The organism is Sphingomonas sp. EU05-FHT14C10, from assembly GCF_058790595.1.
In genome coordinates, this window is the sequence record NZ_JBYTEN010000008.1 from 123,175 (window position 1) to 149,473 (window position 26,299).

At 63.2% G+C, this 26,299-nt stretch carries 22 protein-coding genes and 1 pseudogene; 15 read left to right on the top strand and 8 right to left on the bottom strand.

Translation table 11 applies throughout. The annotated features are described in order from the left end of the window. Positions 1 to 25: 25 nt before the first annotated feature. From AC3WT0_RS10355 to AC3WT0_RS10365, 3 genes and pseudogenes are all read left to right on the top strand, one after another. Positions 26 to 2,044 (top strand): ParB/RepB/Spo0J family partition protein, encoded by a 2,019-nt coding sequence (locus AC3WT0_RS10355; protein WP_492753434.1) that lies wholly within the window; start codon positions 26 to 28, stop codon positions 2,042 to 2,044. Between the two features lie 60 nt (positions 2,045 to 2,104). Next, positions 2,105 to 3,112, top strand: coding sequence for a deazapurine DNA modification protein DpdA family protein (locus AC3WT0_RS10360; RefSeq protein WP_492753435.1), 1,008 nt, complete (start codon positions 2,105 to 2,107; stop codon positions 3,110 to 3,112). 65 nt (positions 3,113 to 3,177) lie between these two features. Then, positions 3,178 to 5,382, top strand: a pseudogene (locus AC3WT0_RS10365) (strawberry notch-like NTP hydrolase domain-containing protein); the annotation flags it as partial. A 107-nt stretch (positions 5,383 to 5,489) separates the two neighbouring features. On the opposite strand, the gene AC3WT0_RS10370 reads toward AC3WT0_RS10365, so the two are convergent. From AC3WT0_RS10370 to AC3WT0_RS10380, 3 genes are read right to left on the bottom strand one after another with little or no spacing between them, the layout of a single operon-like run. Then, positions 5,490 to 6,494, bottom strand: a complete 1,005-nt coding sequence (locus tag AC3WT0_RS10370) for a tyrosine-type recombinase/integrase (protein ID WP_194917584.1) — start codon at positions 6,492 to 6,494, stop codon at positions 5,490 to 5,492. Then, complete coding sequence (locus AC3WT0_RS10375) at positions 6,491 to 7,846, bottom strand: tyrosine-type recombinase/integrase (RefSeq protein WP_492753436.1); 1,356 nt, start codon at positions 7,844 to 7,846, stop codon at positions 6,491 to 6,493. The genes AC3WT0_RS10370 and AC3WT0_RS10375 overlap by 4 nt, the downstream gene beginning before the upstream one ends. Continuing rightward, positions 7,843 to 9,075 carry a site-specific integrase gene (locus tag AC3WT0_RS10380; protein WP_194917735.1) on the bottom strand — a complete coding sequence of 411 codons (1,233 nt, stop codon included), beginning with the start codon at positions 9,073 to 9,075 and terminating at the stop codon, positions 7,843 to 7,845. The genes AC3WT0_RS10375 and AC3WT0_RS10380 overlap by 4 nt, the downstream gene beginning before the upstream one ends. Positions 9,076 to 9,691: 616 nt before the next feature. Between AC3WT0_RS10380 and AC3WT0_RS10385 the strand changes: the two genes are divergently transcribed. The 12 genes from AC3WT0_RS10385 to AC3WT0_RS10440 all read left to right on the top strand — a co-directional run bounded on the left by AC3WT0_RS10385 (position 9,692) and on the right by AC3WT0_RS10440 (position 17,798). Continuing rightward, entirely contained in the window at positions 9,692 to 11,317 is a 1,626-nt protein-coding gene (locus tag AC3WT0_RS10385) for a strawberry notch C-terminal domain-containing protein (protein ID WP_492753473.1), read from the top strand. A gap of 328 nt (positions 11,318 to 11,645) precedes the next feature. Continuing rightward, positions 11,646 to 11,948 carry a hypothetical protein gene (locus AC3WT0_RS10390; RefSeq protein ID WP_492753437.1) on the top strand — a complete coding sequence of 101 codons (303 nt, stop codon included), beginning with the start codon at positions 11,646 to 11,648 and terminating at the stop codon, positions 11,946 to 11,948. Between the two features lie 62 nt (positions 11,949 to 12,010). Continuing rightward, on the top strand, positions 12,011 to 12,469 hold the full coding sequence (locus tag AC3WT0_RS10395; protein WP_492753438.1) for a hypothetical protein: 459 nt from the start codon (positions 12,011 to 12,013) through the stop codon (positions 12,467 to 12,469). Between the two features lie 179 nt (positions 12,470 to 12,648). Then, the gene (locus AC3WT0_RS10400; RefSeq protein WP_492753439.1) at positions 12,649 to 12,957 is read left to right on the top strand and encodes a hypothetical protein; all 309 of its coding nucleotides are present in this window, start codon (positions 12,649 to 12,651) and stop codon (positions 12,955 to 12,957) included. 94 nt (positions 12,958 to 13,051) lie between these two features. Further along, complete coding sequence (locus AC3WT0_RS10405) at positions 13,052 to 14,242, top strand: DUF932 domain-containing protein (protein WP_492753441.1); 1,191 nt, start codon at positions 13,052 to 13,054, stop codon at positions 14,240 to 14,242. An 82-nt stretch (positions 14,243 to 14,324) separates the two neighbouring features. Beyond that, positions 14,325 to 14,471, top strand: a complete 147-nt coding sequence (locus AC3WT0_RS10410; RefSeq protein ID WP_492753442.1) for a hypothetical protein — start codon at positions 14,325 to 14,327, stop codon at positions 14,469 to 14,471. Positions 14,472 to 14,548: 77 nt separating this feature from the next. Further along, positions 14,549 to 15,028, top strand: coding sequence for a UCP036055 family protein (locus tag AC3WT0_RS10415; RefSeq protein ID WP_492753444.1), 480 nt, complete (start codon positions 14,549 to 14,551; stop codon positions 15,026 to 15,028). A gap of 48 nt (positions 15,029 to 15,076) precedes the next feature. Further along, complete coding sequence (locus AC3WT0_RS10420) at positions 15,077 to 15,658, top strand: hypothetical protein (RefSeq protein WP_492753446.1); 582 nt, start codon at positions 15,077 to 15,079, stop codon at positions 15,656 to 15,658. Beyond that, entirely contained in the window at positions 15,655 to 16,890 is a 1,236-nt protein-coding gene (locus tag AC3WT0_RS10425) for a hypothetical protein (protein ID WP_492753448.1), read from the top strand. The genes AC3WT0_RS10420 and AC3WT0_RS10425 overlap by 4 nt, the downstream gene beginning before the upstream one ends. Positions 16,891 to 16,911: 21 nt before the next feature. Further along, positions 16,912 to 17,199: a DUF5983 family protein gene (locus AC3WT0_RS10430; protein WP_492753450.1), complete on the top strand. Its 288-nt coding sequence runs from the start codon at positions 16,912 to 16,914 to the stop codon at positions 17,197 to 17,199. Positions 17,200 to 17,277: 78 nt separating this feature from the next. Continuing rightward, complete coding sequence (locus AC3WT0_RS10435) at positions 17,278 to 17,592, top strand: RNA polymerase sigma factor (protein WP_492753452.1); 315 nt, start codon at positions 17,278 to 17,280, stop codon at positions 17,590 to 17,592. A 17-nt stretch (positions 17,593 to 17,609) separates the two neighbouring features. After that, positions 17,610 to 17,798, top strand: coding sequence for a hypothetical protein (locus AC3WT0_RS10440; protein ID WP_492753454.1), 189 nt, complete (start codon positions 17,610 to 17,612; stop codon positions 17,796 to 17,798). Between the two features lie 213 nt (positions 17,799 to 18,011). Here the strand turns inward: AC3WT0_RS10440 and AC3WT0_RS10445 are convergent, their stop codons facing one another. Genes AC3WT0_RS10445 through AC3WT0_RS10465 form a run of 5 tightly spaced genes read right to left on the bottom strand, consistent with a single transcriptional unit; the run spans position 18,012 to position 26,284 of the window. Then, the gene (locus AC3WT0_RS10445) at positions 18,012 to 20,459 is read right to left on the bottom strand and encodes a TOTE conflict system archaeo-eukaryotic primase domain-containing protein (RefSeq protein ID WP_231472241.1); all 2,448 of its coding nucleotides are present in this window, start codon (positions 20,457 to 20,459) and stop codon (positions 18,012 to 18,014) included. After that, positions 20,456 to 22,363, bottom strand: a complete 1,908-nt coding sequence (locus AC3WT0_RS10450) for a TniQ family protein (RefSeq protein WP_492753455.1) — start codon at positions 22,361 to 22,363, stop codon at positions 20,456 to 20,458. The genes AC3WT0_RS10445 and AC3WT0_RS10450 overlap by 4 nt, the downstream gene beginning before the upstream one ends. Then, positions 22,360 to 23,493 (bottom strand): TniB family NTP-binding protein, encoded by a 1,134-nt coding sequence (locus AC3WT0_RS10455; protein ID WP_197057719.1) that lies wholly within the window; start codon positions 23,491 to 23,493, stop codon positions 22,360 to 22,362. Before AC3WT0_RS10455 ends, AC3WT0_RS10450 begins: the two co-directional genes overlap by 4 nt. Beyond that, a complete protein-coding gene (locus AC3WT0_RS10460; protein WP_492753456.1) occupies positions 23,490 to 25,607 on the bottom strand; it encodes a TnsB C-terminal domain-containing protein in 2,118 nt (705 codons plus the stop codon). The genes AC3WT0_RS10455 and AC3WT0_RS10460 overlap by 4 nt, the downstream gene beginning before the upstream one ends. Further along, positions 25,604 to 26,284, bottom strand: coding sequence for a hypothetical protein (locus AC3WT0_RS10465; RefSeq protein ID WP_492753457.1), 681 nt, complete (start codon positions 26,282 to 26,284; stop codon positions 25,604 to 25,606). The genes AC3WT0_RS10460 and AC3WT0_RS10465 overlap by 4 nt, the downstream gene beginning before the upstream one ends. Positions 26,285 to 26,299 lie beyond the last annotated feature (15 nt).

Below are 26,299 nucleotides of genomic sequence, written 5' to 3' on the forward strand. Positions count from 1 at the left end.
GGCTCCGCGAACGGAGTCCCATTCCATGAACAATCCCATTGTCTATGCACTGGCCGTCAATTGCTCGGTCTCGCCCCTCAATGTCCGCAAGAGCAGCAATGCCGATGCTGACGCGGAGCTCGCCGCCAATGTCGGCGAAACCGGCATCGTTCTGCAGAATCTGATCGGCGTCGCGGTCAAGCGCAAGAAGGACCATTACAGCATCATCGGCGGCGGCCGACGCCTGCGCGCCGTGCTCGACCAGATCGAGGCGGGAAAGTTGCCACGTGACTTCCAGGTGCCCGTGATGGTCATGGCCAACGCCGATGATGCGATCGAGATGAGCCTCAGCGAGAATTACTATAATCTTGCGATGAATCCCGCCGACGCTTGCGAAGCCTTCCGCAACATGATCGAGAAGGAAGGCAAGACCGTCGAGCAGGTGGCGAAACGGCTCGGCCTCGCCAAGCGCTTCGTCGAAGGTCGCCTGCGCCTCGCCAATCTCGCCGAGCCCATCTTCGAGGCGCTCCGCGCCGAGGAGATTACGCTCGATATCGCCATGGCCTATGGCAGCACGTCCGACACGGCGCGCCAGGCTGCCGTTTTCGCGCAGATGGCCGATAGCTATTACGGCAACAATGTGAACGAGATCCGCCGCATGCTGGCCGCCGGTTCCTACAAGGGTTCCGATCCCAAGGTGATCTTTGTCGGCCGCGAGGCCTATGAAGCCGCCGGTGGGCGCATCGATGGCGATCTCTTCTCCAATGCCGAGACGGAAAGCTGGATCGACGCCGATATCGTGGACCGCCTCGCCGAGGAGAAGCTCGTCGCCGCGGCCTTGGCCCTGCGTGACCGCGAAGGCTTTGCCGAGGTCCGTGCCATTCCCGCGCTCAAGGTGCCATACATGGAGACCTGCGAACTCGATCATCTCGCTGGCGAACCCGTGCCGCTGACGCCGGAGGCGGACGCACGCAGGATCGAGATCGAAACCGAGCTTGCCGCGATCGACGAGGTGGCTGAGGAAGCGGGCGACTATAGCGAGGAACAATCCGAGCGCGTCGAGGCGCTCCAGGAGGAGCTTGAGGAACTGACCGACACGGGCACTGTCCTCAATGACGAACAGCGCACATCGGCGATCGCCTATATCGTCATCGGCGCCGACGGCCAGCCGCGTCTCCACGAGCAGCTTTATGTCGAACCCGCCGCTGCGGATGACTCGGACGATGAGGATGGCGGAGATGACGCGCCCGCTGATCCCACGGAACCGGAATCAGAGGAAGACGAGCAGGAGCAGGCCATCAAATACAGCCTGCGCCTCAGCGATGAACTTGCGATGATGAAGACCGAGCTGCTCGCCGTCCATGTCGCCAGCGATCCGCATTTCGCCCTCGATCTTGGCACCTTCATCATGGTCGACAATGCGATGCGGACCATGAGCTATCATGGCATGCCGAGCGAATTGCGCGCGAACGCTCCGAGTCCGCGGGTCGGCGGATTCGAGAGCGGCACGCCCGCCGCCGAAGCCTGGGCCAAACTTGACGCCGAGCTCGATCGCAGCTGGGTCAACCACAAGGACATGGAAGCGCGGTACGATGCCTTTTGCGCACTGGACGATGCGGCCCGGGCGGCCTGGCTTGGCTGGGCGATCGCCAGGACGCTTCACGCCGTTCCTGAAGGCGCGGGCGGCAGCAGCTTCCTCAATCACCTCGGCGCCAAGCTCAAGATCGATGTCGCGGCCTGGTGGCGGCCGACCGCGCGCAACTTCTTTGATCGCATCACCAAGCCCGGCATCCTGACGCTGTTCAAGGCGATCGGCGGCGTCGAGCTCAGCAGCCGCTATGCCGCATCGCGCAAGTTCGATCTTGCCGCGTCCGCCGAAAAGCTGTTCGCCGGACAAGTCATCGTCGAAAGCGAGGTCAAGGACCGGGCGCTCGCCTGGCTCCCTGGGCCGATGCGCTTCGTCGCCGAAGAGGAAGCGGTTGATCTCGAGGTGGAGGAGTTCACCCCGGCTCCGGCGGGTGAGGCTCCAGTCGTCGATGACGTCGATTTGCCGGAAGCGGCCTAATCGACACTGAAGTGCGATGGGGCCGCAATCCCGGTTGCGGCCTCATCGCACATTCCCGGCATGCCGATCGAGATCGTCATAGGCCTGCCCCATCTCAATGAAGGGCCGGTCCTGATGCGGGCCCGTCGTCTTCAGCAACCCATGCTGATCTCGGCCAATGCCCTGTCGCGGTGGACCAGACGCCGTGGCTGGCCCGAATGGGTCGGATGGCGGCTCACACAGCTGGTGAATGCCCATGGCCTCGTGTCCCTCGACCTCGACAGCGCCGGCTTCGTCGCCATGGCCCGCTATGGCGGTTTCCCATGGAGCGTGGACGATTATTTCCGTCTCGCCGCGTCGCATCCGTTCCGGCGTATCTCTAGCCTCGACTATTGCACCGAGCATGAGATCGCCGCGGATCGAGACGAGGTTCTCGACCGCATCTCGCGCACGATCCGCGCAAATCGTGATTGCCGCCAGCATGCCGAGGATCTCGGTCTGCTTGGACAATTCATGCCCGTCATTCAGGGACGACGCCCGGAGGATTATGAGCGCTGCGCCGAAGCGCTCTGGCTATCGCTCCGCCCTGGTTCGGTGCTCGGCGTGGGCAGCATGTGCCGCCGCCCCATTGCGGGCCCAGAAGGATTGGTGGCGGTTGTCGAGCATCTCGATCGCACGCTACCTGCCGGTGTCACGCTCCACCTCTTTGGCGTAAAGGGCGCCGCGCTCCCTTATCTCAAGCCTTTCGCCACGCGTGTCGCATCGATCGACAGTCAAGCCTATGGCGTCGCATCTCGCCGTGATGCGTGGCGGCGGCAGGTTCCAAAAACCGACGAACTGGTTGCCGAGCATATGGAACGGTGGGTCCGGGCCCAGTTTCGGCGTCTGCGTGAACCCACCCGCCATCTTCAACCGGATCCGTCTCCCTCTGCGCGCGCAACGCCGGACGATCCATGGGAATTGGCGATCGCGCAAGCCCGCACCGAAGTCCGTGATCTCATCGAAAGCGGGGATCTGGCCCATGACGAGATTACGACCGGCTGGATCGAGCAGTGGGCGGCCGACATCTACCGTGTCGGCATGAGCTGAAGGAGGGAGCGGGAGAACAGCAGGTGAGGGGCTCAGAGCCCTCGATCAGCCTGCGGAGTTCTTTCATGACCATTCCTCTGTTCGCCCCTGCCGAGGCGTCCCAAGCTTCCAATGCCAAAGCCGTGTCGCTCGTCGCGGTCGCCCGCGCCATTGCCGATCGTATCGTCAGGGGCACGTCCCTTTCGCGGCAAGTGCTCAAGTCTCTGATGCAGCAGCAGTTCGGCGGTTCGGACGCATGGGGCGACTGGTCGATGCGCGATGCCTATGAGGCTCTCGAGACAGCCCAGATCCTGCTCACTCTTCGCGCCGACCATGGGCTAATCGATTGGAACAATCCGGCGGCCTCCTTTGCGGCGCGTGAACGACTGTCGCTGCTTCTCCCGACCCAAAGCTATCGCACCGAGCATCAGGTCGACCTGCAGCAATTTTCGACACCGTTGCCACTGGCCTGGCTCGCCGCCTGCGCGGCCCGGCTCTGTGCCTCTGACTGCGTGCTGGAACCCTCGGCTGGAACCGGCATGCTGGCCGTCCATGCCCGCCATCTCGGCGCGGCTCTGATCCTCAATGAACGCGACCCGCTCCGCGCCGAATTGCTCTCGCTCGTCTTCGATCAGCCCGTCAGCCAGCATGATGGCGAGTTCATCGGCGATCTCCTCGATTCTGGCAGCCGGCCGAACGTTGTTCTCATCAATCCGCCCTTCTCGCGCAGCGAGAGCCGAGGCCGCGACCGATATGCCGGCGCCCGCCATCTCCGCTCCGCACTGACGCGGCTTACCCAGGGCGGACGCTGTGTCGCGATCATGTCGCCCGCGTTCGCACGTGATGGCACCGGCGCCCAAGGCTATGATGCCGTTGCCGAAGTCGTGCCGCCGCGCTGGGAACTCACGATCAACGGCGCTCCATACGCCAAGCACGGCACATCGATATCGATCCGGCTGCTTGTCTTCGACAATGGCTGGTCGGGCCAGACCGAGCGATATGTCGCCGACACTCTTAGCGCCGCGCTCCCCTTCGTCCTCGACGTGCCCCAGCGGCTCGGTGACCGTATTCCGCCGCCCGAACCACAGAGCTCGGCCATTCCAGCCCGACCTGCATTGCCGGCGCTCAAGCGGTCGGGTGGTCTGTTGCTCCGATCCTGCGGATCCAGGCTGGTCGCGCCGCCCGCCGCGCCCGTTATCGCCGGCGAACCCGAGCCGGTCTCCTACGAAATCCTGGAGACGCCGCCCGCCGCCGACGAGCAGATCGGCATTTACGTTCCCTGGCGTCTGACCCGCATGTCCTTTCCCAATCCGAGGCCGCATCCGGATCAACTGGTCGAATCTGTCGCCATGTCCTCGATCCTGCCGCCCCAGCCATCCTATCGTCCGTTGCTGCCGCAGCGGGCGATCGAAACATTGTCGGACGCGCAGCTCGAAACGGTCATCTATGCCGGCCAGTCCTTCGAGCGCGACGTGCCGGGCCGGTATCGGCCGAACGATGCCGGCACCTTACTCTTCTCCCACGCCGACGGCGACAATTACCGGATGGGCTATATGGTCGGTGACGGGACCGGTGTCGGCAAGGGACGACAGATCGCAGCCTGCATCCTCGACCGCTGGTGTCGCGGACAGCGCCGCGCCGTCTGGATTTCCAAGAGTGCCAGCCTGCTCGAGGACGCCCGCCGCGACTGGGCGGCGCTTGGCGGCCTTCCCATTGATATCCAGCCGCTCGACGCCTTCGCGCTCGGCGCTCCGATCACCATGGACAGCGGCATCCTGTTCCTCACATTCGCGACGCTGCGGTCCCAGCGCGACGACGCGCAATCACGATTGCAGCAAATCCTCGCCTGGCTGGGGTCGGACTTTGACGGTCTCATCGCGCTCGACGAAGCGCACGAGCTTGCCAACGCCGCGGGCACAGACACCAAATATGGCACCCAAAAGGGCTCGGAGCAGGGGCTTGCCGGGGTCAGGCTGCAAAACCTGCTGCCACGCGCCTGCATCCTCTACAACAGTGCCACCGGAGCCACCGCCCCATCCAATCTTTGCTATGCCAGCCGTCTCGGCCTCTGGGGGCATGGCGCCTTCGAAACTCGCGAAGCCTTTATGGGGGCGATCGGCGAGGGCGGGATTGCGGCCATGGAAATCGTCGCGCGGGACTTGAAAGCCCTTGGTCTTTATACCGCCCGCGCGCTCACCTTCAGCGGCGTCGAATATGATCCGCTCGAACATAAGCTGACGCCGGACCAGATCGCAATCTACGATGCCTATGCCGATGCCTGGGCGATCTTATGCGCAGCTGCGCATAAGATCGCTTATCGCGAGGTCGCGGTAATGCGCAGGAACGCGGCGAACGCCCGTAATACCGGGGAACATTTCGCCACGTCCTTCACATTATTTCATAGGGTGTCGAGCCACTCTATCAGACTGGCATCCCGTTTCCACGACGGTGGCACGTTGCTCGCCACTGGCGCACCCACTTGTTCCAGCGCCTTGCGCTTGGTCTCCAGATTGGCCTGTGCGTAGTGGTTGGTGGTATCGAGGCTGACGTGCCCCAGCCAACTGCGGATGACGGTGATGTCCACCCCGGCCGCGACAAGGTGGACGGCGGTCGCGTGCCGGAAGCTGTGCGGAGTCACATTCTTGGTCAGAAGCGACGGCACGGACTTGGCAGCTTCTTCTACATAGGCGGCAAGTTTGAACCGCACTCCCGAAGCCCCCAGCGGCTTACCGTATCGATTGACGAAGATCCGCTCGTCTGGCGCACGCGGGTGGCGTTCCAGCAACTTCCTGAGCAACGTCACAGTTTCCGGCCAGAGTGGGCAGATCCGTTCCTTGCGTCCCTTGCCATAGAGGCGCGCGCAGTACGGCGCATCGAACCGGATCGCGTTGGAACACAGATCGAGGGCCTCCTGGATGCGCGCGCCGCTGTTGTACAGGAATGAGAGCAACACATGGTCGCGCATCCCTACGAGGGTCGTCCGGTCGGGCCGGGCGAGGATCGCCTCGACCTCGCTCGGCTCGAGATAGCAAGGTGCTGATGTCGGTTCCCGCTTGAGCGGGACGGTCAGGACCTCGGTACATTGCGCGACGTATTCAGGATCTTTGTCTGCCACGAAGCTGAAGAAGCTGCGGATCGCGGCAAGACGGCAGTTGCGTGTGCCGATCGTGCCCCCGCGCTCATGCTCGGCATGGTGAAGGAACGCGCGAACCTCTCCGGCCGAGATGTCGGCCAGTTTGATCCGCGCGACGCCGCAGCCATTTCGCTCCGCGATGAACCGCAGGAGCAGCCGCCAGGTGTCGCGATAGGATCGGATCGTATGGATCGAAGCACTGCGTTGCTCGGCCAACCATTCCTGGAAGAACGCCCGCAACAACGCGGGGAACGGATTGCCCTTGGTCATGGCCGCACCTCCATGGTGAGGCATCGGGCACCGACGGCACGGAACCGCTCGCTTGCTTCCTGCAGCAGGTCCTGCGTGACAGTGATATAAACCAGCGTGGAGTGGATGTCCCGGTGGCCCATGTAGGTGGATAGGAAGCCCAGTTTGTCCTGCGGATTGACGCCAGATCGATACCATTGGAGGATTCGGTTCACGACCATCGAATGGCGCAGGTCATGAACGCGCGGCCCCGTCCGCCCGGATGGGGGCTTGAACCCGGCGCGGCGCATGACCTTGGTGATCATCGTTGAGACCGACACCGGGGTATAGCGATCATTGAAGTGCTCGTGCCAGAAGAGCCCGGATTGGGGATTCTGCGGCGCACCAGCGCACCGCCTTTCATCGATATAGTTGCGTAACTCGGCCACGACGCTTGCGTTCAGCGGCAAGATTCTGGTCTTGTAGAACTTCGTTTCCCGGATCGTGATTGTGCCCGATTGAAGGTCAACATCGCCCAGATCGAGCCCAGCGAGTTCGCCGCGGCGCAGTCCGGCACAATAGGCCAGGACCACCATGGTGTAGAGAACCATCGGCCGCAGCGGCGCATCCGGTGACGGATAGGACCGGGCAGTGTCGAGCATCTGCTGAACGTCGGACGGGCTAAAGATATGGGGCCGCCGATGTTCACGTGCTACTTCCCGCTCCAGCCGGGCGTTGAAGCGTTTCGGTGGGATGCTGGGATCAAGGCGATACCGTGCCTTGGTCAGGAGGCGCCCGAGCTTCTGGCATTCAGCCGCGTGATTGCGGGTTGGTTTGGCCGCTTCCCAGCGCGCCAGCATTGTTTCAAGCGACGCTCCGGCAAGTTCGGGATTCGCCTGAAGGAACCGATCGAACCGTAACAGCCAATGAGCCTGCGTCTCATACTGGTAGCCTCGGCTGCGCATCAACGCGACATGATCGCGCATGAAGTTGCCAAGAACGCTGCCGTAGGGCGCAGGCCGTCGCAATGCGGAAAGGGCCTCGTCGGGATTGGCCGAAGCCAGCGCCCGCCAGATCGGCTTGTTCTGTTTGACGTTGTACTGAGTGCGCAACAAGGCGATGGGGTTGTTGGCGATCAGCCCGATTTCAACGAGGTGGTCGAGGAAGCGGTCGACAATGCAGACCTGGTTCAGCAAAGCCGAGAGTCGCCAACGCTTTTCCATGTCCTTCAGCCAAGCCTCCAGCATTGGTCGATCTACTGCTGTATGCCGCAGAGCGGCTTCCTCAAAGCTGCGGAGGAACCAGCGATAGGTGGGTCTGCTTGCCGGCCGGAACTGCGATATTTCCAAGAAGGCGTCGATGACGGTGTGTTCGGGATCGTGCCAGGCGCTCATGACAGCACCTCCGATCCGGGCACTTCGAGCGCCACGGCTCGGAGATCTTCGGTGGCCAGCTTGAGATAGGCGTTGGTGGATTCGGTGGATCGATGCCCGAGTACGTCGCCGATGATCTTTTGCGGAACCGACGCCCGCAGCAACTCGACCGCCCGCGCGTGGCGGAACACATGCGGCCCTCGTTTTCCTGGCAGCTCGACGCCTGCAGTTGCCAACCGCCCGCGGATCATGCCGTACAGGTTCGTCATTGCGATATAGGGTGCGCAGGATCGGACGAAGATTTCCCGCACATCAACCTGGGGGCGACCAAGGCGCAGATAATCGAGCAGCGCCTCACCAACCGGCGCCATAAGCGGCATGTAGGAGTAAGCATTGGTCTTCGTGTGACGGATGCGCAGGGATTCTTCGCGCCAGTTTACGTCCTCAAGCCGAAGGCGGCAGATCTCGCCTTGTCTCAGACCGTATGTGGCAAGCATTTGAAGGATCGCATAATCGCGCAGACCCCGCGGCGATCCGTCCTCCTTCGTCGCGGCCAACAATGCGGCGATTTGGCTTTTATCCAGCGTGGAGGGCACATCTTCGTAGGCATAGAGCATAGGGCCGATGATGTGAGGTGTGAGATCGGACGGGATGCGCCCCGTCCGGTGGAGATAGCGGACCACCGAGCGGAGCCGCTCAGCGACATCGGCCAATGATTTGCGCCGTAAGCCAGGCGCGCGCACGTCCATGTAGAGATCGACGTCCACGATACTCAAAGCTTCGAGGCTGGCAGCACCGCCGCGGTCGAACTGCCATCGCAGGAAGTTTCGCGCCTCCCACATCAGCGCCTCAATGGACGCGCTTGCCAAGCCGCGCTCCTCACGCAGCCATGCCTCGTATTCGAGGCAAATTCCATGTCGATGCACGGCGTCGGGGCCGATCATCTCTGCATCCGGTGGCCATTTGCCTTGAGCAAGCCGAAGTAACTTGGCGATTACGGCGCGTGGCAACATATGCCATCGCGCACTGGGAGGTCGGCCGTACTGGACCTCAAAATCCTGAACCGCATAGCAAAAATACTGATCGACCTGTGCCGGCGTCACCGTCTCGACCGGCATGTCGCACTCGGCCAGATAATCGAGGAATGCGCGGGCGTAGAGACGGTGGTTCGCCACGACCACGGGGTTGTAATTCTGGATTTCGAGAAAATTCGTGATTTTGGCGATCAACTCGTCGTGCAACTTCAACATGCTTGCCTCCTCAGCTGGTCCAGGGACCGCCGAGGTTCGCAACCAGTATAATGCGCAGCAACTGCGCCCACTATCACGGGAATTCGGTGGCTACGCCGCGTTCCTGCGCATTACCGCGACCTCGCGATAAGCGCTGATCCACCGCAATCTCGATGCGGTCCTCGAAGCCACCAACATCGTTGACAAGATGTCCGGCAAGACGCTCAACGCCCAGGCCAAGGGCGCGGTGCTTTCGCGGTTCGAATCGGCCAAGCAGCGCTTCTTCGGCCAGCTTCTGATCGGGATGAAGCTTCCGACCCTGATCAAGGCGATCGAACAAGATGTCGCCGAAGGCCGCCACGTCCTCGTCCAGCTGGTCACCACCGCCGAAGCTATGCTCGAACGCCAATTGGCCGGTCTCTCGGCCGATGAGCGCGCCCAGATGGATATCGAGGTCAGTCCGCGCGAATATCTTGTGCAGTATCTCGAAAATGCCTTTCCCACCCGTCAGATGCGGGTCTTCAAGGGCGAGGATGGTGAACCGCGTTCCGAGCCGATGATCGATGGCGATGGAAACCCCGTCCACTCGCAGGAAGCGATGCGCGCACGCAGCGATCTCATCGAGCAGCTCTGCGCCATGCCGGCCATTCCCGCCGCCCTCGACGAGCTCCTGCGGCATTTCGGCACCGATGCCGTTGCCGAGGTCACGGGCCGCAGCCGGCGGCTCGTCGTCGATGCGGCCGGCCGTCAGCGGATCGAACGGCGTACGGCGCGGAGCAATATCGCCGAGGCCCAGGCGTTCATGTCCGGGCAGAAGTCGATCCTCGCCTTTTCCGACGCCGGCGGGACCGGGCGAAGCTATCACGCTGACCGCAACTGCCCCAGCGCAGATCGGCGGCGCGTCCACTATCTGCTTGAACCGGGGTGGCGCGCGTCGAGTGCCATCCAGGGGCTCGGACGTTCGAACCGCACCAACCAGGCGAGCGCGCCGATCTTTCGGCCGGTCACCACCGATTGCCGGGGCGAGCGGCGCTTCATCTCGACCATCGCCCGCCGCCTCGATAGCCTGGGCGCGTTGACACGCGGGCAGCGCCAGACGGGCGGGCAGAATCTCTTCGATCCGGCCGACAATCTCGAAAGCGACTATGCCCGCGATGCGCTCCACCAATGGTATCAGCTGCTCTACCGAGGCAAGCTCACGAGCACGAACCTCAGCGATTTCGTCCATATGACGGGCCTGAAACTGCTCAATGACGACGATGGCGGCCTGCTCGAAGACCTGCCGCCCATCCAGCGGTGGCTCAATCGGCTGCTGGCGCTGCGGATCGGAACGCAGAATGCGATTTTCGAGGAATATATGGCCCTCATCCAGGCGCGCATCGACGCGGCGCGCGAGCGTGGCACCCTCGACATCGGCGTCGAGACCATCGCGGTCGAGCGCATCGTGCTGCTTGAGGAACAGGTGCTGCGCCGTGATCCCGATACCGGCGCCGAGACAAGGCTGTCGCGGCTCGAGTTGCACCGGCAGCGCCATGCGACATCTTTGGCGCAAACCATGGCGCACTGGTCGGGCACGCCCGACATTGCCTATTTGCGCAACGCTCGATCCGGCCGGGTCGCTCTCAAGGTTCCGTCCTGGTCCATCCTCGACAATGAGGGGGAGGCGATCGAAGTCTGGGAGCTGGTCCGCCCGTCGGGCTCGGAACGCATCCGGGGCAGCCGCCTACAGGAAAGCAACTGGATCGAGACGGACGAGCCGAGCTTTTGCGCGGCCTGGGAAACGGAGTGCGCCGAGATCGAAGCCAGGATCGATATCGAAACAATCAACATCGCGACGGGGCTGCTACTCCCAGTCTGGAACCGCCTGCCGGACGATGATGTCCGTGTCTGGCGGATCTGCGATAGGGCGGGCAATTCCATCCTTGGCCGAATCATCTCTCCCGCGGGTTTCGAGAAGGTCGCCTCGGCTTTCGGGGTCTCCATGTCGATCTCGCTCTCACCGGCCGAACTTGTAGCCGGCGCCCGCGGCAACGGCGGCGTTACGATACCATTTCTTCCCGGTGCGCGGCTGCTGCGCTGCTACGTCAATGACGAGGCGAGATTGGAGATCAAGGATTTTCCAGCCGGGAAGCTCCCATGGCTCAAGTCCCTTGGCTGCTTTACCGAGATCATTGCCTACAAGACCCGGCTATTCGTTCCGGCCAACCGCGCTGTCGATATACTTCACGCGATGGCAGCGCAGGATTTGCGTTCGACCGGATAGCGAAGTCTTGAGCGCCGAGTTCCAGTCTTGAAAATAAGGCGCCTCCTTGGGCCGCACGCGGCTATTTTCCGCCTGGGAATGCCCACTGAGACGGGACGCCGCCACGCTCTCAAATACGCGGCGGCGCCCTGACACCCGCCTTATCTCAAGCCGACGGGGCTATTCCCAACTTACTCGCCTGACAGCCACCCGGCAAGTCGCAGCGCCATGGGCCTGCGGGCACAGGCGCATATATGAATGGCTACCTCGTTTCCGTCGATATGGAAGGGAGGGGGAGCGGCTGGAGAGAGCCGGCGGATGGTCTGCCGGCCTATTCCGGAGATGCTCCATGTCGTCCGATCCGACCCTGTCCCAACTCTTCGTCGACAGTTTCAACGCTGACCTCGCCAATCTCGGCTCATGGGCGCGTGTTGCCCTTCCGCCGCCGCAGCACAGCGATGTCGTCGAACTGCAGGACGATGAGGGCAACTTCCTCGATTTCATTCCAGTGTCTGCCTCTCCCGAAATGGCCGCAATCGCCTATCGGATGTACGGACGCGGTCTCAATCTGGGCGTCCGTGCCGGCGAGGCTGCCGCCTGGGCGAAACTGCGCCATCTGATCGGCGCGGCCGCGGCCGATCCCGACGCCTGACCTCGCGCGTCTTGCGCCGCTGTGCGGCGCCCTCCCTTCCGATCATCTCAAGGAGGCCGAAAATGGCCGATCGTGTTTCCGTGACCATCAAGATCGGTGGCTCGCTGCCATCCGCGCTGTTGGAAGAATTCTGCTCCATCGCCGGCTCCTATGCCCTCACCAGCCTGGACGGCGCTCTGTTCGATCCTTCCATGATCACCGGCGCCGACCCTCTCGAGCTCGGCGCACATGAAGTTGCCTGGGGCCGCCTCGACGACCTCGAAGCTTTCTGCATCGCCAATGGGTTGCGGTTCGCCCGCTGGTGCGATGTCTGTCCCGGTGCATGGGAAGCCGAACGCCTCGTCTTCGACGGAAACGGTGAACCCCGATCCTACATGGTGACCAGTAACGACCTTGTCGTCATCACGGCGCCCGAGGCCCGGTCCTTGGGTTCGCTCGCTGCAATCGACGCCTATTTTGCTTCCGCCGAAGCCGATTTTCCGCCTCTTCGGTTCATCGAGGAGGAGCATCGTCATGGCTGACACCTACATCTCCGCATGTTTTGCCTTTGTGTGTCATCCCGACGAATGGGAACGCCTTCGCGAGGCTTTTCTCCTGGCAATGGACCTGTCGGCGGGGGCTTGAGCCGGATCCACCGTCCGCTGAGTTCATGGCGCTGTTTCCATCAGACGGGGAAGGCCGATGGAACGGATTTCTCGACTTGTTCGACGATCCCGATTTCCCCGATTTCGGAGCCGACCTCGCCGGCGGTCCCGACCAGGGTGGATGTATGGCGCTGATCTCTGCCGAACAGGATTTTCAGCCCGATCCGGTCGCACGGCTTATCCAGCGCTGCTGCCAGTCGACATTGGCCGCAACGCCCGTCGGTTTCGAGTGGAGCGTGACGTGCAGCCGCCAGCGCGTCGGGGAGTTCGGCGGCGGTTGGTGCGTGGTGTTCCCTGACCGCGTCGCCATTGAGAGCACGAGCGAGGGGGTCAGGAAGGCGCTACAAACAAGCAATCCTTCATAGATCGCGGCAGCCAACCACCGGAAGGGAGGGGGCGGGGATTGGGCTGAGCAGCAAGCAGCAGCGCTGCTCTGTCCTCATCCCAGGAGAAGCTTCCATGAACATGATGGCTCCCGCAGTGCGCCCGGCAAAGGTGCCCTATAAGGTCGATATCAGCCGTGGCCGCAATATCGGCCGTGTCTCCTCCGAATGGTTCTCGCGGCCCGACGACGAGCGTTTTCTCTCGCTGCCCGAGCTTTACGAGCGGGTGAGGGAGAGGGCCGAATCCGCGACGACGCGCATCGTCGAAAGCCGGGCGGTTCGGGTCGAGGCCCGCAGTGACAATCCCGAACGGCTGACGTTGACTGTTCCTGGCTGCGAGCAACCTATTGCACCGACCAACTGGTCCTTCGGCCAGCTTTGCAGCCTGGTCGGCGCGCCGGCTTCCTATCTGCGCAATCTTCCCGCAGCCTTGGCCGGCATCAACATGCAGCATGGCCTGATCGCGCATCGCGGCGAGCAGGTGAAATTCCTTGAGACCAGCGATGGCCGCACTGAGCTGCGTGCCGTGACCGGCCCAGACTACGGACGGATCTGGGACCACGAACTCGTGGCGGCGGTGATGCGCATCGCCGGCAACGGCACGGGTGACACGCGCTGGAAGGTGCCCGGCGTCCTCGACTGGGGGACGATGCACTATAACCCCTATGTCGATGTCAGCCGCGATACCACCACGCTCTACGCCTCGGATCGCGACGTCTTCCTGTTCCTGGTCGATGATACCCACCCCATCGAGGCCGGCAGGCTGCCAAACGGAGACCCCGATCTTTTCTTCAGGGGCTTCTATTGCTGGAACTCAGAAGTGGGCTCCAAGACTCTGGGAATAGCGACATTTTATCTACGCGCGGTGTGCATGAATCGCAATCTGTGGGGCGTGGAAAATTTCGAGGAAATCAACATCCGTCACTCGAAATTCGCGGCCAATCGCTTCGCCCATCAAGCCGAGCCCGCGTTGATCCACTTTGCCGACTCTTCACCGGCCCATTTTGTGAACGGCATCAAGACGGCGCGCGAGCGCATCGTCGCCAGGACCGATGAGGATCGCACGACCTTCCTGCGAACGCGCGGCTTTTCCAAGTCCGATACGCAGCAGATCATCGCGACCGTTCTTGACGAGGAGGGGCATCCGCCGGCCTCACTCTTCGACTTCGTGAACGGGATCACCGCGGTCGCACGATCGAAGTCCCACCAGGACAGCCGCCTCGATCTCGAAGGCAAAGCCCGCAGCCTCTTGCAGCGCGCGCACTGACCGACAGCTTCAGCAACCCAGGAACGGAGAACCCCAGGCAATTCCAAACATCGAAACCGCAAATGCCGATGAGTTGGCGCCAGTGCTGCTCGCCGCCATCCAACGTCTCGGCCAACTTGGCCGCACCGGCGCCGTCGCGCTCGCCCGATTGGTCGATGATGGCGACATGGATTTCGACGAGGCCTCGCACTGGATTACCGAAATCTTGGGTGGGGGCCTTCGCGAATAACCGCCCACCTCATCTTCTCAACCAACGCCAATGAGCCCGGCCAAGCGCCGGGCTTTTCATTTTCAGGAGACCACAACATGCTTTCCGCCCAGCAGATCTACGCCACCGCCCCTTTGGGTAGCCTCATTCGTTTTTCATCCGGCGAGCCTTGTCCGCCCGAGCGCTTCACACGCAAACTCCGGGCCTGGAAGAATGATAATGGCACCGGCCGCCTCGTCGAGCGGCATGGGGAATATCTCGGCACGATGACCCGACACGCGCCGACCTTCACCCTGCATCTCGGTGACTTCGGGGCGGAGGGCACGATTGTCCTGTCCGTGCGCCAGACGTTCAGCACCGAGGGCGCCAAGCAGTTCGAGATTCTCGAAACGCTGAAGCCTGGCATGGTCCGCGTCCTCACCAGCTTCGACGATCGCGACGAGCTGCGACACCTCGCGCCGGACATGGCGAGCGCCGAGCGCTGGATGGCGACGAACCGCTATTCCAACATGCGCGCGGAGATCGTGCCCGATCCGGATCCCGTGATCCCGCCCGTGACCCGCAGGCAGGCGGCCTGACTGCCGCTCGCCCCATCCGGGATTCCTGTTCTTCCATGGAGAACCAATATGGCCACCACGCCTTTCCTGGCGCGCACTTTTGAGGTGCGCATCGACTATCTGAGCGGCGGCGAGACCTTCGCCGTCGAGACGATCCGGCTCGAAGAAATCGAAGGCTGCGACATCGAGGCCGCCGCCAGGGCCGCAGCCGAAGCCAGCGTGTATTATGACCCGCGGGTCCCCGACCTCACCTATCAATTGGTGATCACGCCAATTGATCCCGAGGATCCCAATCCCCCGCCGCCAGCCGCCCAGGTCAAACCGATCTGCCCCCATTGCGGGGCAGACGAACTGGTCCGCGACGCTTGCGTGCGCTGGGAGGTCGAGACCCAAACATGGGAGGTTTCGGGCATATATGATTCCACGACCTGCAATCTCTGCGGCGCCGAGAGCGATGATCTGGCCCATTGGGTGCCGGCTAGACAGGTGACGGCGACCGAGCTCTATATCGCGGCAGTTGCGGACCTGCTCGGCACGCTTGGCCTCCTATCGGATCCCAGCTTCGAGCCGTTCTGCTTAGCCAAGTTCCTCGATCATTCCGCCGTCGAGGCTGCGGAGGCCTGGACGGCGCGTGACCAGCCGTCGTCATGACGGATGAGCCGTTCAACCCGGCGGACCCGGCGTGCTGGCTTGCGCGCGGGCGGCAAGCCGATCATGCCGCCGCGATCGCCGCCGCTTGGCGAGATTATCCCGATCTCCCGCCAGATGCGGCGCTGGAAGCCCGGATGGCTCGAACGCGAACCCGTGTCGCGGCGATGCGGCCCGTGCACGAGGCGATCCGCGTCGAGACGGAACGCGCACGCATGGCTGCGAATTTTGCCTTCGCACAAGCCCAATGCGCCCTGGGTCTCGGCGGTGATCGCTACGCTGCGATTCTTCGGGCCCGCGATCGTCATGGGCTCGGCTGGGACGAGGCCGTCGCCTATGCCGACGGTGACCATGCCGCGCCGGCTGGCTGGGAATACCGCCCGCTGATCTGGAGGGCCGAAGGCGAAGCGCGCATGCGCGCCTATGACCTCGGATTTGGCGATGGCGGTGGCCGTCCAGACGATCTCTTCGACACGGCGCGTCGCGCCTATGCTGCCCAGTCCATCGTGCCCCGGTGGACAGCGCACGACAACCTCGCGCGCCGGGGCCGGCCGCTGCCGAGCGAATGGCCAAGCCCCACCGATGGTCCGCGCCCCGTCCGTTGGCGATCGCGGCTTCTGATCCTGGGCAACCGATCCGACGACCCGGTTACAGCGATGCTGCGCGCAGAACTGTCCCTATTTCCGGGCCATGTGGACGCCTGTGTCATCACGGTCGATGCCCAGAGTGGTTTTGCGAGATTCCCCGCCGGCGGCGATGATCTGCGCCTGCCACTTGCCGCATTGCTCGAAGGGGCGGAATTCGAGGACGCCCTCGTTGCCGCCGGCGGCGACGATCTTGCCCGTATCGATGCTGAAGCGGATGCGATTCCGCTCAGCCGGACCATGGAGCGGACGCGCAATTCGGCCATCCAGCAACGGTCCCAATTCCGCCTCTGGTTGGCGCGCGGGCTGGACGGCGACGACATGCGCGGCGCCGGCCACATCCGATGGGGCAAGGTTGCCCGGGGACTGACCGGCCGGCTTGGCGAGTTCACCGCGCGTTATGGCGGCCCTGCGAAACCGCGCGGCCACATCATCTTGATCGAACTGCCCGATGGCCGTCCCGCCACCGGGTTCGCAACAGTCCGTGGCAATGCGCTGGCGCCCGAGCAGGTCATCTCGAACCGCCACCACCTGCGCCGCGAAATGACCGTCATGCTTCGCGCGTTCGCCGCCGCCATCCCCCAATTCTGACGTCGAAAGGACGATATCGCCATGGAGACCGGACAATATCTGGTGCTCAGCACCGCCCATATCCGCTGTGCGACCGGCACCATCCTTACTGCCTGGGCGGACCTTGCACCTCACAAGCAGCCTCTGCTGGTCGCCCCGACCCATTATGGCTGGTTCCTCGGCACCCGCGAATTGCCGACCGAAGCCCAGCGCCACCTTCCCAGGGAATTGCCCGCGATCCTGGCACTCGGTCGGGTCAATAACTGCGATTATGTGCTGCTCGATTCCGATGGCCCCATGGAAAACGATCTTCCGACCTTTCCCTGGTAGCGATCGGAGGAAGCGGAGCAGGGAGTGGGGTAGGGCATCGGCAGCGATGCGCTCCCACGGTCCTTCAGGCTTTCAACCATGCTCCTTCCTCGCTTTACATCCCTGCGCGGTCCGCTTTCACGTCTGCTCCCGTTTATCGATCTTGGCCGCCGGAGCGGCGATGATCCGGTCGATTCGTGTCGTCAGCGGTATCGGGACGCCGTCGACGCGCTGCCGCCGGAACAGCGCACCGTCTTCACGCTTCACCGCGTCCACGACCTGTCGATCACCGAAATCGCCGACCGCCTCGAGATGAACGCGGCCGAGGTCGAGCAACATCTCGCAGCGGCGCTCCTCATGATCATGCGCGCGATCAACGGACCGGGCGACCACCTCCGGTCCCCTCAACCTTGAACCGATGGGAAGACCTCATGCAGACGCTCTCGCCCCTCCGCGCGCGCCTCACATGCTTCGAACACGCCTACGTGGTCGCGATCCGCCGTCGCACTGAGACCGGTCACCACCAGTTTGTCGTGCGTACTGGCGATCCCCTCCAGCCGGTGAAGGTGACCCCGCTCGCTCCTGCGTCGAGCGACCAGCTTTTGGCGCTGGTGGTCTGATGTCCAGATCAGCCGACACCGCTCCTGTCCTCGCCGCCTGGGGCGCAGGCGTGGACTCGACCGCGATGCTCTGTGGAGAATCGATAAGCGCATATGACGTTGACGGTTGCGGGCGGCGTCCGGCGACCGTCGAGAACCATTAATCTCATTCGCAGAATCGGTTCTCGATTCGCCGGCGGCTTCCGAGAATCGATAAATGATTCCACCCCCAGATTACTCGATGCTGTAGCCGAGCGCGCGATATCCGGCCTGGCGCTTGGCGGCCATGCGCGAGAGCATCGGGACCGCATCGTCGATATAGTCATAGACGAGCACGTCAGTTTTCCCCGCGTGCCGGCGATGCAGGCGCCCTACATACTGGGCGAGCGTCCCTTTCCAGGAGATCGGCATGGTCAGGAACAGCGTGTCGAGACGGTCGTCATCGAACCCTTCGCCGATGTAGCGGCCCGTTGCGAGAATAAGCCGCTCCTCGCTGTCAGGCACACGCAGTGCGGCGTCCGCTACCTTGCGTTCCGCCGCGCTCATTCCACCCCGCAACACCACGAGGTTCCGCACGAACCGGGATAACCGGCCCTGCAGATATTCGAGATGGTCCTTGCGCTCTGTCAGGATTACCGGCGACCGCTTCGCCTCCAAGGCACGCAGCACGTCATCGAAGATAAGATCGTTTCGGGCCACGTCCTGCGCCAGCGCGGCATAAACCGCCGGCATCGGCGGTCTGTCCATGATCGCGAGCGGCTGCGGCAGCCGGAATGCCGTGCGTCGTTGCCGTGTGCGATGGGCGATCCCGCGGCGGGCAGCCTGGGTTCGCGCATCCACCCGATAGCGGATCGGGCCGCACTGCATGAAGATGATCGGCTGATGCCCATCCTTGCGCGCAACCGTTGCGGACAGGCCGAGCACGAACCTGGCCTTGGCGCGCCGAGCCACAAGCTCGAAGCTCGCCGCGGACAGGTGATGGCACTCATCGACGATGAGGTGACCATAATCGCCAACCAGATCCGAGACCTCGCCGTGCCTTACGAGGCTCTGTATCAGCGCCACGTCGATCACGCCTGTAGGCTTCCGCTTGCCGCCGCCGATCGTCCCGATCAGCTTCGGATCGATATTGAGGAACGTTCGCAGCCGTTCGACCCATTGGCTGAGCAGTTCCTTGCGATGGACGAGCACGAGTGTATTGACCTGCCGCTTTGCGATGAGGTGTGCGGCTACCACCGTCTTGCCGAACGCCGTTGTCGCGGCCAGCACCCCATCATCATGCGGATCGAGCGCGTCGACCGCCTTTTGCTGGGGTTCTTCGAGATCACCCTGGAACGACAGACCGTCCGGGAGCGGAGTCCCTGCCATTCGCTGGTCGTCGATCCTGACAGTGCTTCCATGAGCAGCGATAAGCGCGACCAGTTCGTCGAGGCATCCTCGCGGCAGCCCGATATGTTTCTGGTGAAGCTCCGCGCAGGAGATGATCCTCGGCTTGCCGAACGTCGGCAGGCGCATCGCCTGCGCCCGATAGAACTCGGGATTCTGGAACGCCGCGAGCCTGACGATCTGCGCGGTTAGCGCCGCCGGCAACCCAGTCCGGTCGATGTAGACCTGATCGCCCAGCACGATATCGAGTGTCCCAGACAGCGGTTCGGCCACAGGCAACAAGGGCGGCCGCCGGGACGGTGTCATCCGCCAGGGCTCGGCGGCATGCTCGTCCTCCACCGGCATCCGCACACCCAGCACCCGCCCGCGCATTTCCGCGTCGGCCACCATGCGCGCGGCGTCGTGCGCATCCAGCTGCGACAGCGAAGACAGGAACGCCCATTGATCGGGATAGGGGCGCAACTGCTCATCCACGAACAGGCTGTTTCCCCGCCGACGGGCGTGCCCCTGCAGCGGCAGCGCGATCAGATTGCCGAACCCGCCGAGCGGCATGGTGTCCTGGCTCGGGAAGAAGCGATCATAGGAGCCGAACCCGATCTCCGGACGTCGCTCCATCGTGTCAGTCAACAGCGATGCGCCAAGAGCGCGGGCGGTTCGTGCCGGCACGGCGTCGGCGAAGAAGATCCAGACATGCCCGCCATTGCCGGAACGGGATCGCTCAAGTGCCGCAGGCACCCCTCGCAGGCGGCAGGTTTCCATCATGGCCAGCGCGTCCTCGGCCCAGCTTGCCTTGTCAAAGTCGGCTGCGAGGAACCGGCAACTCTCATCGGAAAGCAGCGGGTAAACGCCTGCCACGAAGTCGCCGGCATCCGATCGCGAGGATGCGCCGCCGCGCAGATGCTTGTCGATCACCTCGTTCGTCACGGGCAGGAAAGCCTGGTGCGCGCACTCGCCGCATTTGACCTGTGGCTTGTCGCAGAGTCCGCGTTTCCATTCGTTGCCGCAGGCGGGTGCATAGCCACCGCGCCCGGTCTTGCGATTGTCCCAGCGCAGTGGGAAGACATCCTCGCGACCGGCGAACAGCCTGCGGAACAACGCGACCTTCTTATCTGTCGGCGATGTCGCGGTCACCGGAGCGTCGGAGAACAGGGAGATCGCATCAGCTTTTCGGTGCTCGGTCGATTGTTGCGTCGCGACGGCGTCCAGCGCTGCGATCACCGCTGCCCGCTCGTCATCCAGCGCCTTGAGCCGGGCCCGCAGCCGCGCCGCTTCATCCGTGCCGGCAGATCCGTTCACATTGCTGCAGTCGTTTCGGGCAACCGATCACGGTAGACTCCGCGGATCACTTTTTCGGCGCTCTCGCGGTGATAGAAGGGCTGCAGCTTTCGGCTTCCAGCGATCGCCGGCACCAGACCGGCGCTCCGCAGATGTTGATGAACCCTCACGGCATGCGTAGCTTTGCCGGGGATGCGCGCCAACTCGGCAGCGCTGACGAAGCGCGCGCCGAACGCTTCGACCTCTGCTCGCCGTAAGGCGGGCATGATCCTGAGGGGTGTCTGTTTCCTGTCGATTGTCAGCCATCCCATTTGCTTGAGCTTTGCGACCGTCGGGATGGTCACGCCGAGGTGCCGCGCAGCTTGCGCCATGAGCATGAACATCGGATCGTCCTCATATTCGAGGCCGGTGATCACTGCGTCGGTATCGACCAGTATCTGCGCAAAGCCCCGTTCGCCGCGCAAGCGGCCCGTAGCCCTGATCTGGCCACGCAGCAGCCCGCCGATAATCGCCTCCGAAGAGCGATAACAGATGCGCACGGCCCGCAGGATCGTCTCGCTGCCTGGCGGCGGCGCTGTGACGAACGGCGCATCGCCGTGCAAAGCCATAAGGAAGCGGTCGAGATCTGCCAGACGATACTGCGCCGGGATCGACGCTCCACCAAGCGGGAAGGCGCGGGGAAGATAATGTCGCGCTATGAGCGCCTTGAACAGCCCGAGACCGACGCCGAGATAACGCCGTGCGTCCTCGGGAGAACAGGACTCGCGGAAGAAGGCCGTCAACGGCTCCTCGAGGGATTTCGGCACGACCATACCCCGGGCGTTGCTCGGCAGCGAGTCGATCAACCTCAATGCCGCAGCTACGGTCGCGACCCGTTCAGCGGATACGCCGCAGAGCTTCGCCAGACCGCCTAGCGTGGTGAGATCGCCTTCTGTTGCGGGTTGGCGGAACAACATCGTGCCTGCTGTTATCGGCACATTCTTCACCACATGATTCCTGACGACCTCCCGGATCGGGTCGAGAGTCGGATTGGTGGACAGGCCGAGCCAGTATTGCAGACGCCCATAGACACCCACAGGCGTCAGACGCTTGAGCGGACATGCCGCCAGCATCCCGTCCAGCATCTTTTCGAACTGGTTGGGGAAGTCCTCGCAGACCGCAAAGCCCGCCGCCATGGTGCGGGCACGTTCCGCCGGCTCCTGCCGGCGCCAGCTGATGATCGATCTGCCCCAGCGTGCGACCGAGCCCACCCATTGCATGATCTCGGCGGCGTCCGCGAACGCCAGGCTGTCGAGGAACGCGTGGGAGATACGGGGTCCATCACCAAGCCTGCCGACAAGATAGGCATCGCCGATCTTGCCGTCCGACGTGATCGCTTCAGTATATTCCTGCGTCAGATCGTGCCCACATGTGCAACGCGCTGGTGAGAGGTCCGAACGGCGGAACACGTGCCGACAGGCAGGACATATCGCCAGCAGCGCCCGACCGTGATGAGGACAACTCGATACCTTCGCCAGGTCCCACCAGGAGCGCCGCCACGGCCGACAGGCGACCGGCCCGTGACCCCGCTCGATATCCGATCGCATGCAGTCCGGGCAGATACGGGCGAAGTGACAACTATAGCTGATATTGCCGCTGCGGCTCACAAGCTCACCTGCAAGGACGCTCCCACCCTCGGTCTGCAGTATCGAGTTACGGAGCAATGTTTCGAGCGGGACGCCGCTGAGCCGCGCGATATCGTGAAAGCGTCGCCCACGCTCCATATCCCGAACGAAGTCGGTCCGGTCGACCAGCGGCACTTGACGCGCAAATTCCAGCTGGGTTTCACAGCCATGCCGCAGGGCAAGCCGGTTGAACAGTGCCCAGCCTGGCTCGAACGTTGCCGGCCGCACCCGCAACGCAAGTCGAGTTGCCGATGCTGTCATAATCCCTCGCGCACGAAGGGCCGCAGGGGTTGCGCGCCCCTTCCGCGCAGCTTTGTGACGCGGCTCATGTTCTTGGGCGACGGAGGTACGGCGTCGCGCAGCCAGATCTCGCGCAGGCGTTCGGCCGAACACAGGAAGGGGTTGTCGTGGTGAGCCGGGCCGCCGCTCGGAACTGACGGTACATCCTCAAGGATCGCATCGAAGTCCAGCATATCCCTGACGTCGGGCTCATAAATCGGATGCCAGCCCGCATGAACCTCTCCCAACAGGTTCAGATCGATCGACCGCTGGCTGATCGCCAGTGCCACGCTCAGCGCCTGGCTCAGATATTTGGAGACGATCCCGATCTCGCCGCCCGTCGCGACGTAGATGCGTTTTGCCATCTCGTGCTTCGCGAGGCCGGACGCATCCGGCAACCCCATCATCTTCTCCATGACGCCGAGCACGCCAGAGAACATCGTGCGGCCGCTCCGCGTCGCCCAGTCATAGGGCTTGAGGATGATCGTCGGTTGCAACCGGCGGCGCAGTTGCATCGTCTTCTCGCCCGCCACGGAGATGTCGAGCAACCGGGGAAGACCCGCGATCACGATCTGGACTTTTACCCGGTTGAGCAACGACTTGATGAACTCGGTCACTTCCGCCGTCATGTCGGGATTATTCTCGTTCACCATGTGATGCCCTTCGTCGATGAAGATCATCTCGGTGCCCGTCTCCTCGGCATAGAAGGCGATCTTCTCGATCACCTCGCTGGCGTTCCAATGGTCCCGCGCACGATAGCCGTAGGCGCCGAGGATCGCCCCCACCAGCGCCCGTCGCGTCGTCCGTTCCGGTGCTTCAACATAAACGATGCGGCGGATATCGGCATCCTCCGTCGCGCTATCGGGATAGTCGGCCATATAGTCCTCGAGCGCCGTCGTCTTGCCGGACCCAGCAGAGCCGATGATGAGCAGGGCCCGGGCCTTGAAGCGTCGGCCGTCCTCGCGCGGGCGGTATCGGCCATGTAACTCGCGGATCGCCGCCTTCGCGCCCATGTGCCGCGTATGCGGGATCACCGTGGTCTCGAACGCAAGCACGGCGTCGGGCACCGCTGGCCGTGCCGGTAACGTCGCGGCGCGACGACGATGTGTCATCGCCTCGGGTCCGACCATTGTGCAACCAGAGCCTCGATGTCCGCGTCGAGATCGATGACGGGAGGCGACGGCACCGGTGCCTGTTTCGCCGCACGTGGTGCGGTTTCTACCGCCGGTGCCGGCGTTTCTATTTCAGGCGGTCGCTCTTGGCCTTCGATCGGCGTGAAGTAGCGACCGTCGGTCTCATACCGCGCCGCCCGCGTCTTGCTGCGGACTTTACTCGCCTCACTTTGCAGATCTCCCGCCGTCTGTTCGGCAAGGCTGCGCGCCGCTTCGAGATCGGCGACCGTCACCGGCGCATTCTTCGGCAGGCTTCGCTTTGCGATCGAGCGATGGATCTTGTGCTGATATTTGGAGACGCCCCGCGATATGCACTGGTCGACACACGGGATCATCAGCCATTCGCCACGCTCGTCGTCGAGCAGCCAGACCTCACCCAGATCATAGGGATCGTAGCGTAACTCCCAGTCCTTCTCCAACCCGCCGCGGCGCGCCAGCAGGGGTTCGAGCTTCTCCCGATCAGCATAGAGTAGCCCCTCATATTGGATGCCGATGTTGGAGATGCGCCGGAAGAAGGTCTCTCCGGTCAGCCGTACAATATGGTCGAAGTCGGGAACCGGGCGCACTGGGTAAAGTGCGCTGAGTTCTCGCCAGCGCTCATAGGGCGTGCATTTCAACGTATCGTGGACGCTGTGATGATAGTCGTCGACGATCCACTTGAGGATACGACTGCGCACATCCTCGAGCGACAGCCTTGCCCGCGCCACCGGATCATAGAGATCCATGGTCCGCGACGATGTCGTGCCTTCCTCATGGCTGAACACCTGCACGCCGATGGTCTGGAACACGCGCTCGACCGCGCCCTTCAACCATGGCATTTTCACCGGCAGATTGACGATGCCGATGTCGAGCATCCTGGCGGCCGTCTGCAGCGATTGCGACCGGAACTCCTTGCCGTTGTCGCAGATCAGCCATTCGGGCACGCCGTGGCACGGCCAGTCATGCTCGATATCGGCGAACCCGGAGAGATCCTTCTTCCACAAGGAATGGGCAAGCGCTCTCTGGAGTGAGGCATAGGACGGCGCCTCGAAGCTCAGATGGACCCCTATGATCATGCGGGTGGCGCGATCGAGAAGCGCGGTGAGCCAGGGCCGCCCCAAGGCGCGGCCGCTCTCCGGATGCACCACCACCAGATCGATCAGACAATGATCCACCTCCACTTCTTCGAGCGGCCGTTCTGGCGGGCGCCGCCGCTCGAAGATGCCGAACTTCAGCCAGGCGGCACGCCGGCCGAAGCGACGCTCATATTCCTGTCGCTCGGTATAATTGTCGCGGATAAACACCCGGAAGGTGCGGTCGCTGACCGCAGGAACATCCTGTTCGCGGCACAGATCGACATAGCGGCGATAGGCATAGTTCTTCCGCCGCCGCGGCATGCCCAGATACCAGACTTCGACGGCTTGCCGCATGAGCTTGTAGGTATCGGGATAATCGCCGTTCGCGCGCGCATAGCGGGGTTGGCGTGCCCCGCGCCGATGATAGTGCGGGATCAGGAGCCGGATATCGCGACCGTGCCGACTCCATATGCCATACCACGCCCGTACTGTATAAGGATTGGGCCGGGCCACTGCCTTGGTGCGGCGCGGTTCGCCGTTCCCTTTTCGCCGCTCCGCGACCATCCGGGCCGCAAGCGCGGTATCCTCGCGTTCCCATTGTTCATGATGCGCGTCGAACACGGCCTCAGCAGCAGCGGCATAGGCGCCCATAAGTGTTGGGTGCTCGCCGCGAATCGCGTCGACCATGCGTACATAGGTGTCCCTGCGCTCGGCCTCGCGGCGGATTTCTTCGGGCCAGAACTCCCAGGTTTTCTCCAGCGTCTCGGCGATGGCCTTGGGCAGGCCGTCCGCATTGCAAGGATGATGCGTCAGCCGCCGGGCACCATAGACGATGTCGATTTCATCGTCGCTCCATGTTCGCGCATCGCTGCCGCTCTGCGGTCGCATCAGATAGCCACGGCGCTTGCGCTCAATCACCAACCAGAGCGCCACCTGACCTTGATCGTCTCGGATCGAGAGCGTGTCGCCTTGCTGGAAGCGCATCGGCGTTGCGTTCATTTCGCATTCCTCCCCCGCATGAGGACGGTATCGTCATCGAGCGGTCGCTCGAGATCCATCGCAAACTCGCCGACTGCCACGAGGCCGAGCACGATGTTGACATGCACGGGGCGGCCGCCGAGCGCCTCGGCGGCTGCGCCCAGGTTCGACGGAAAGGGGAGGCGGGTGATTGTGGTGTGGATCGCGTGGAGGTTTTCTGCCGCTAGCACCGCCACCGTTGCGCGCAGGCGTCGCGCATTCGACAAGCGTGGCTGTCGCCGGATATCGGTATCGAGCCACATCTCGTGCCGGGCCCCACGCGCGGCGCACTCGGCTTCGATTGCTGGCAACCGTCCGCCCAATGTCGGGTCAGCCGCCAATCGCGTGGCCAGTTTCACCTGCCGGTAGATGACCTCGCCGCCCACCGTCTCCAGCCGGATATCGGGGGTGTAACGCCGCTGTCGGCCCGCATCCGTCCAAACGAAGGTTTCCGGTTGCACCCCGAACTGCGCAACATCGGGATCGAAGTCGAGAAGTAACAGCGCATCGCGCTCGAGCAGGCTCTCATAAGGCAGCGCATCGCCAGCCTTGATCGACTGATACCAACCCGTGCACGATCTTCGGCCTGGCCGGTCTGCCGGGTTTCGGGCGAACCGCACCGTTGCGTCAGAACGCAAACGGGCTGATTTGTCGGTCACGCCGACATTCGCTAT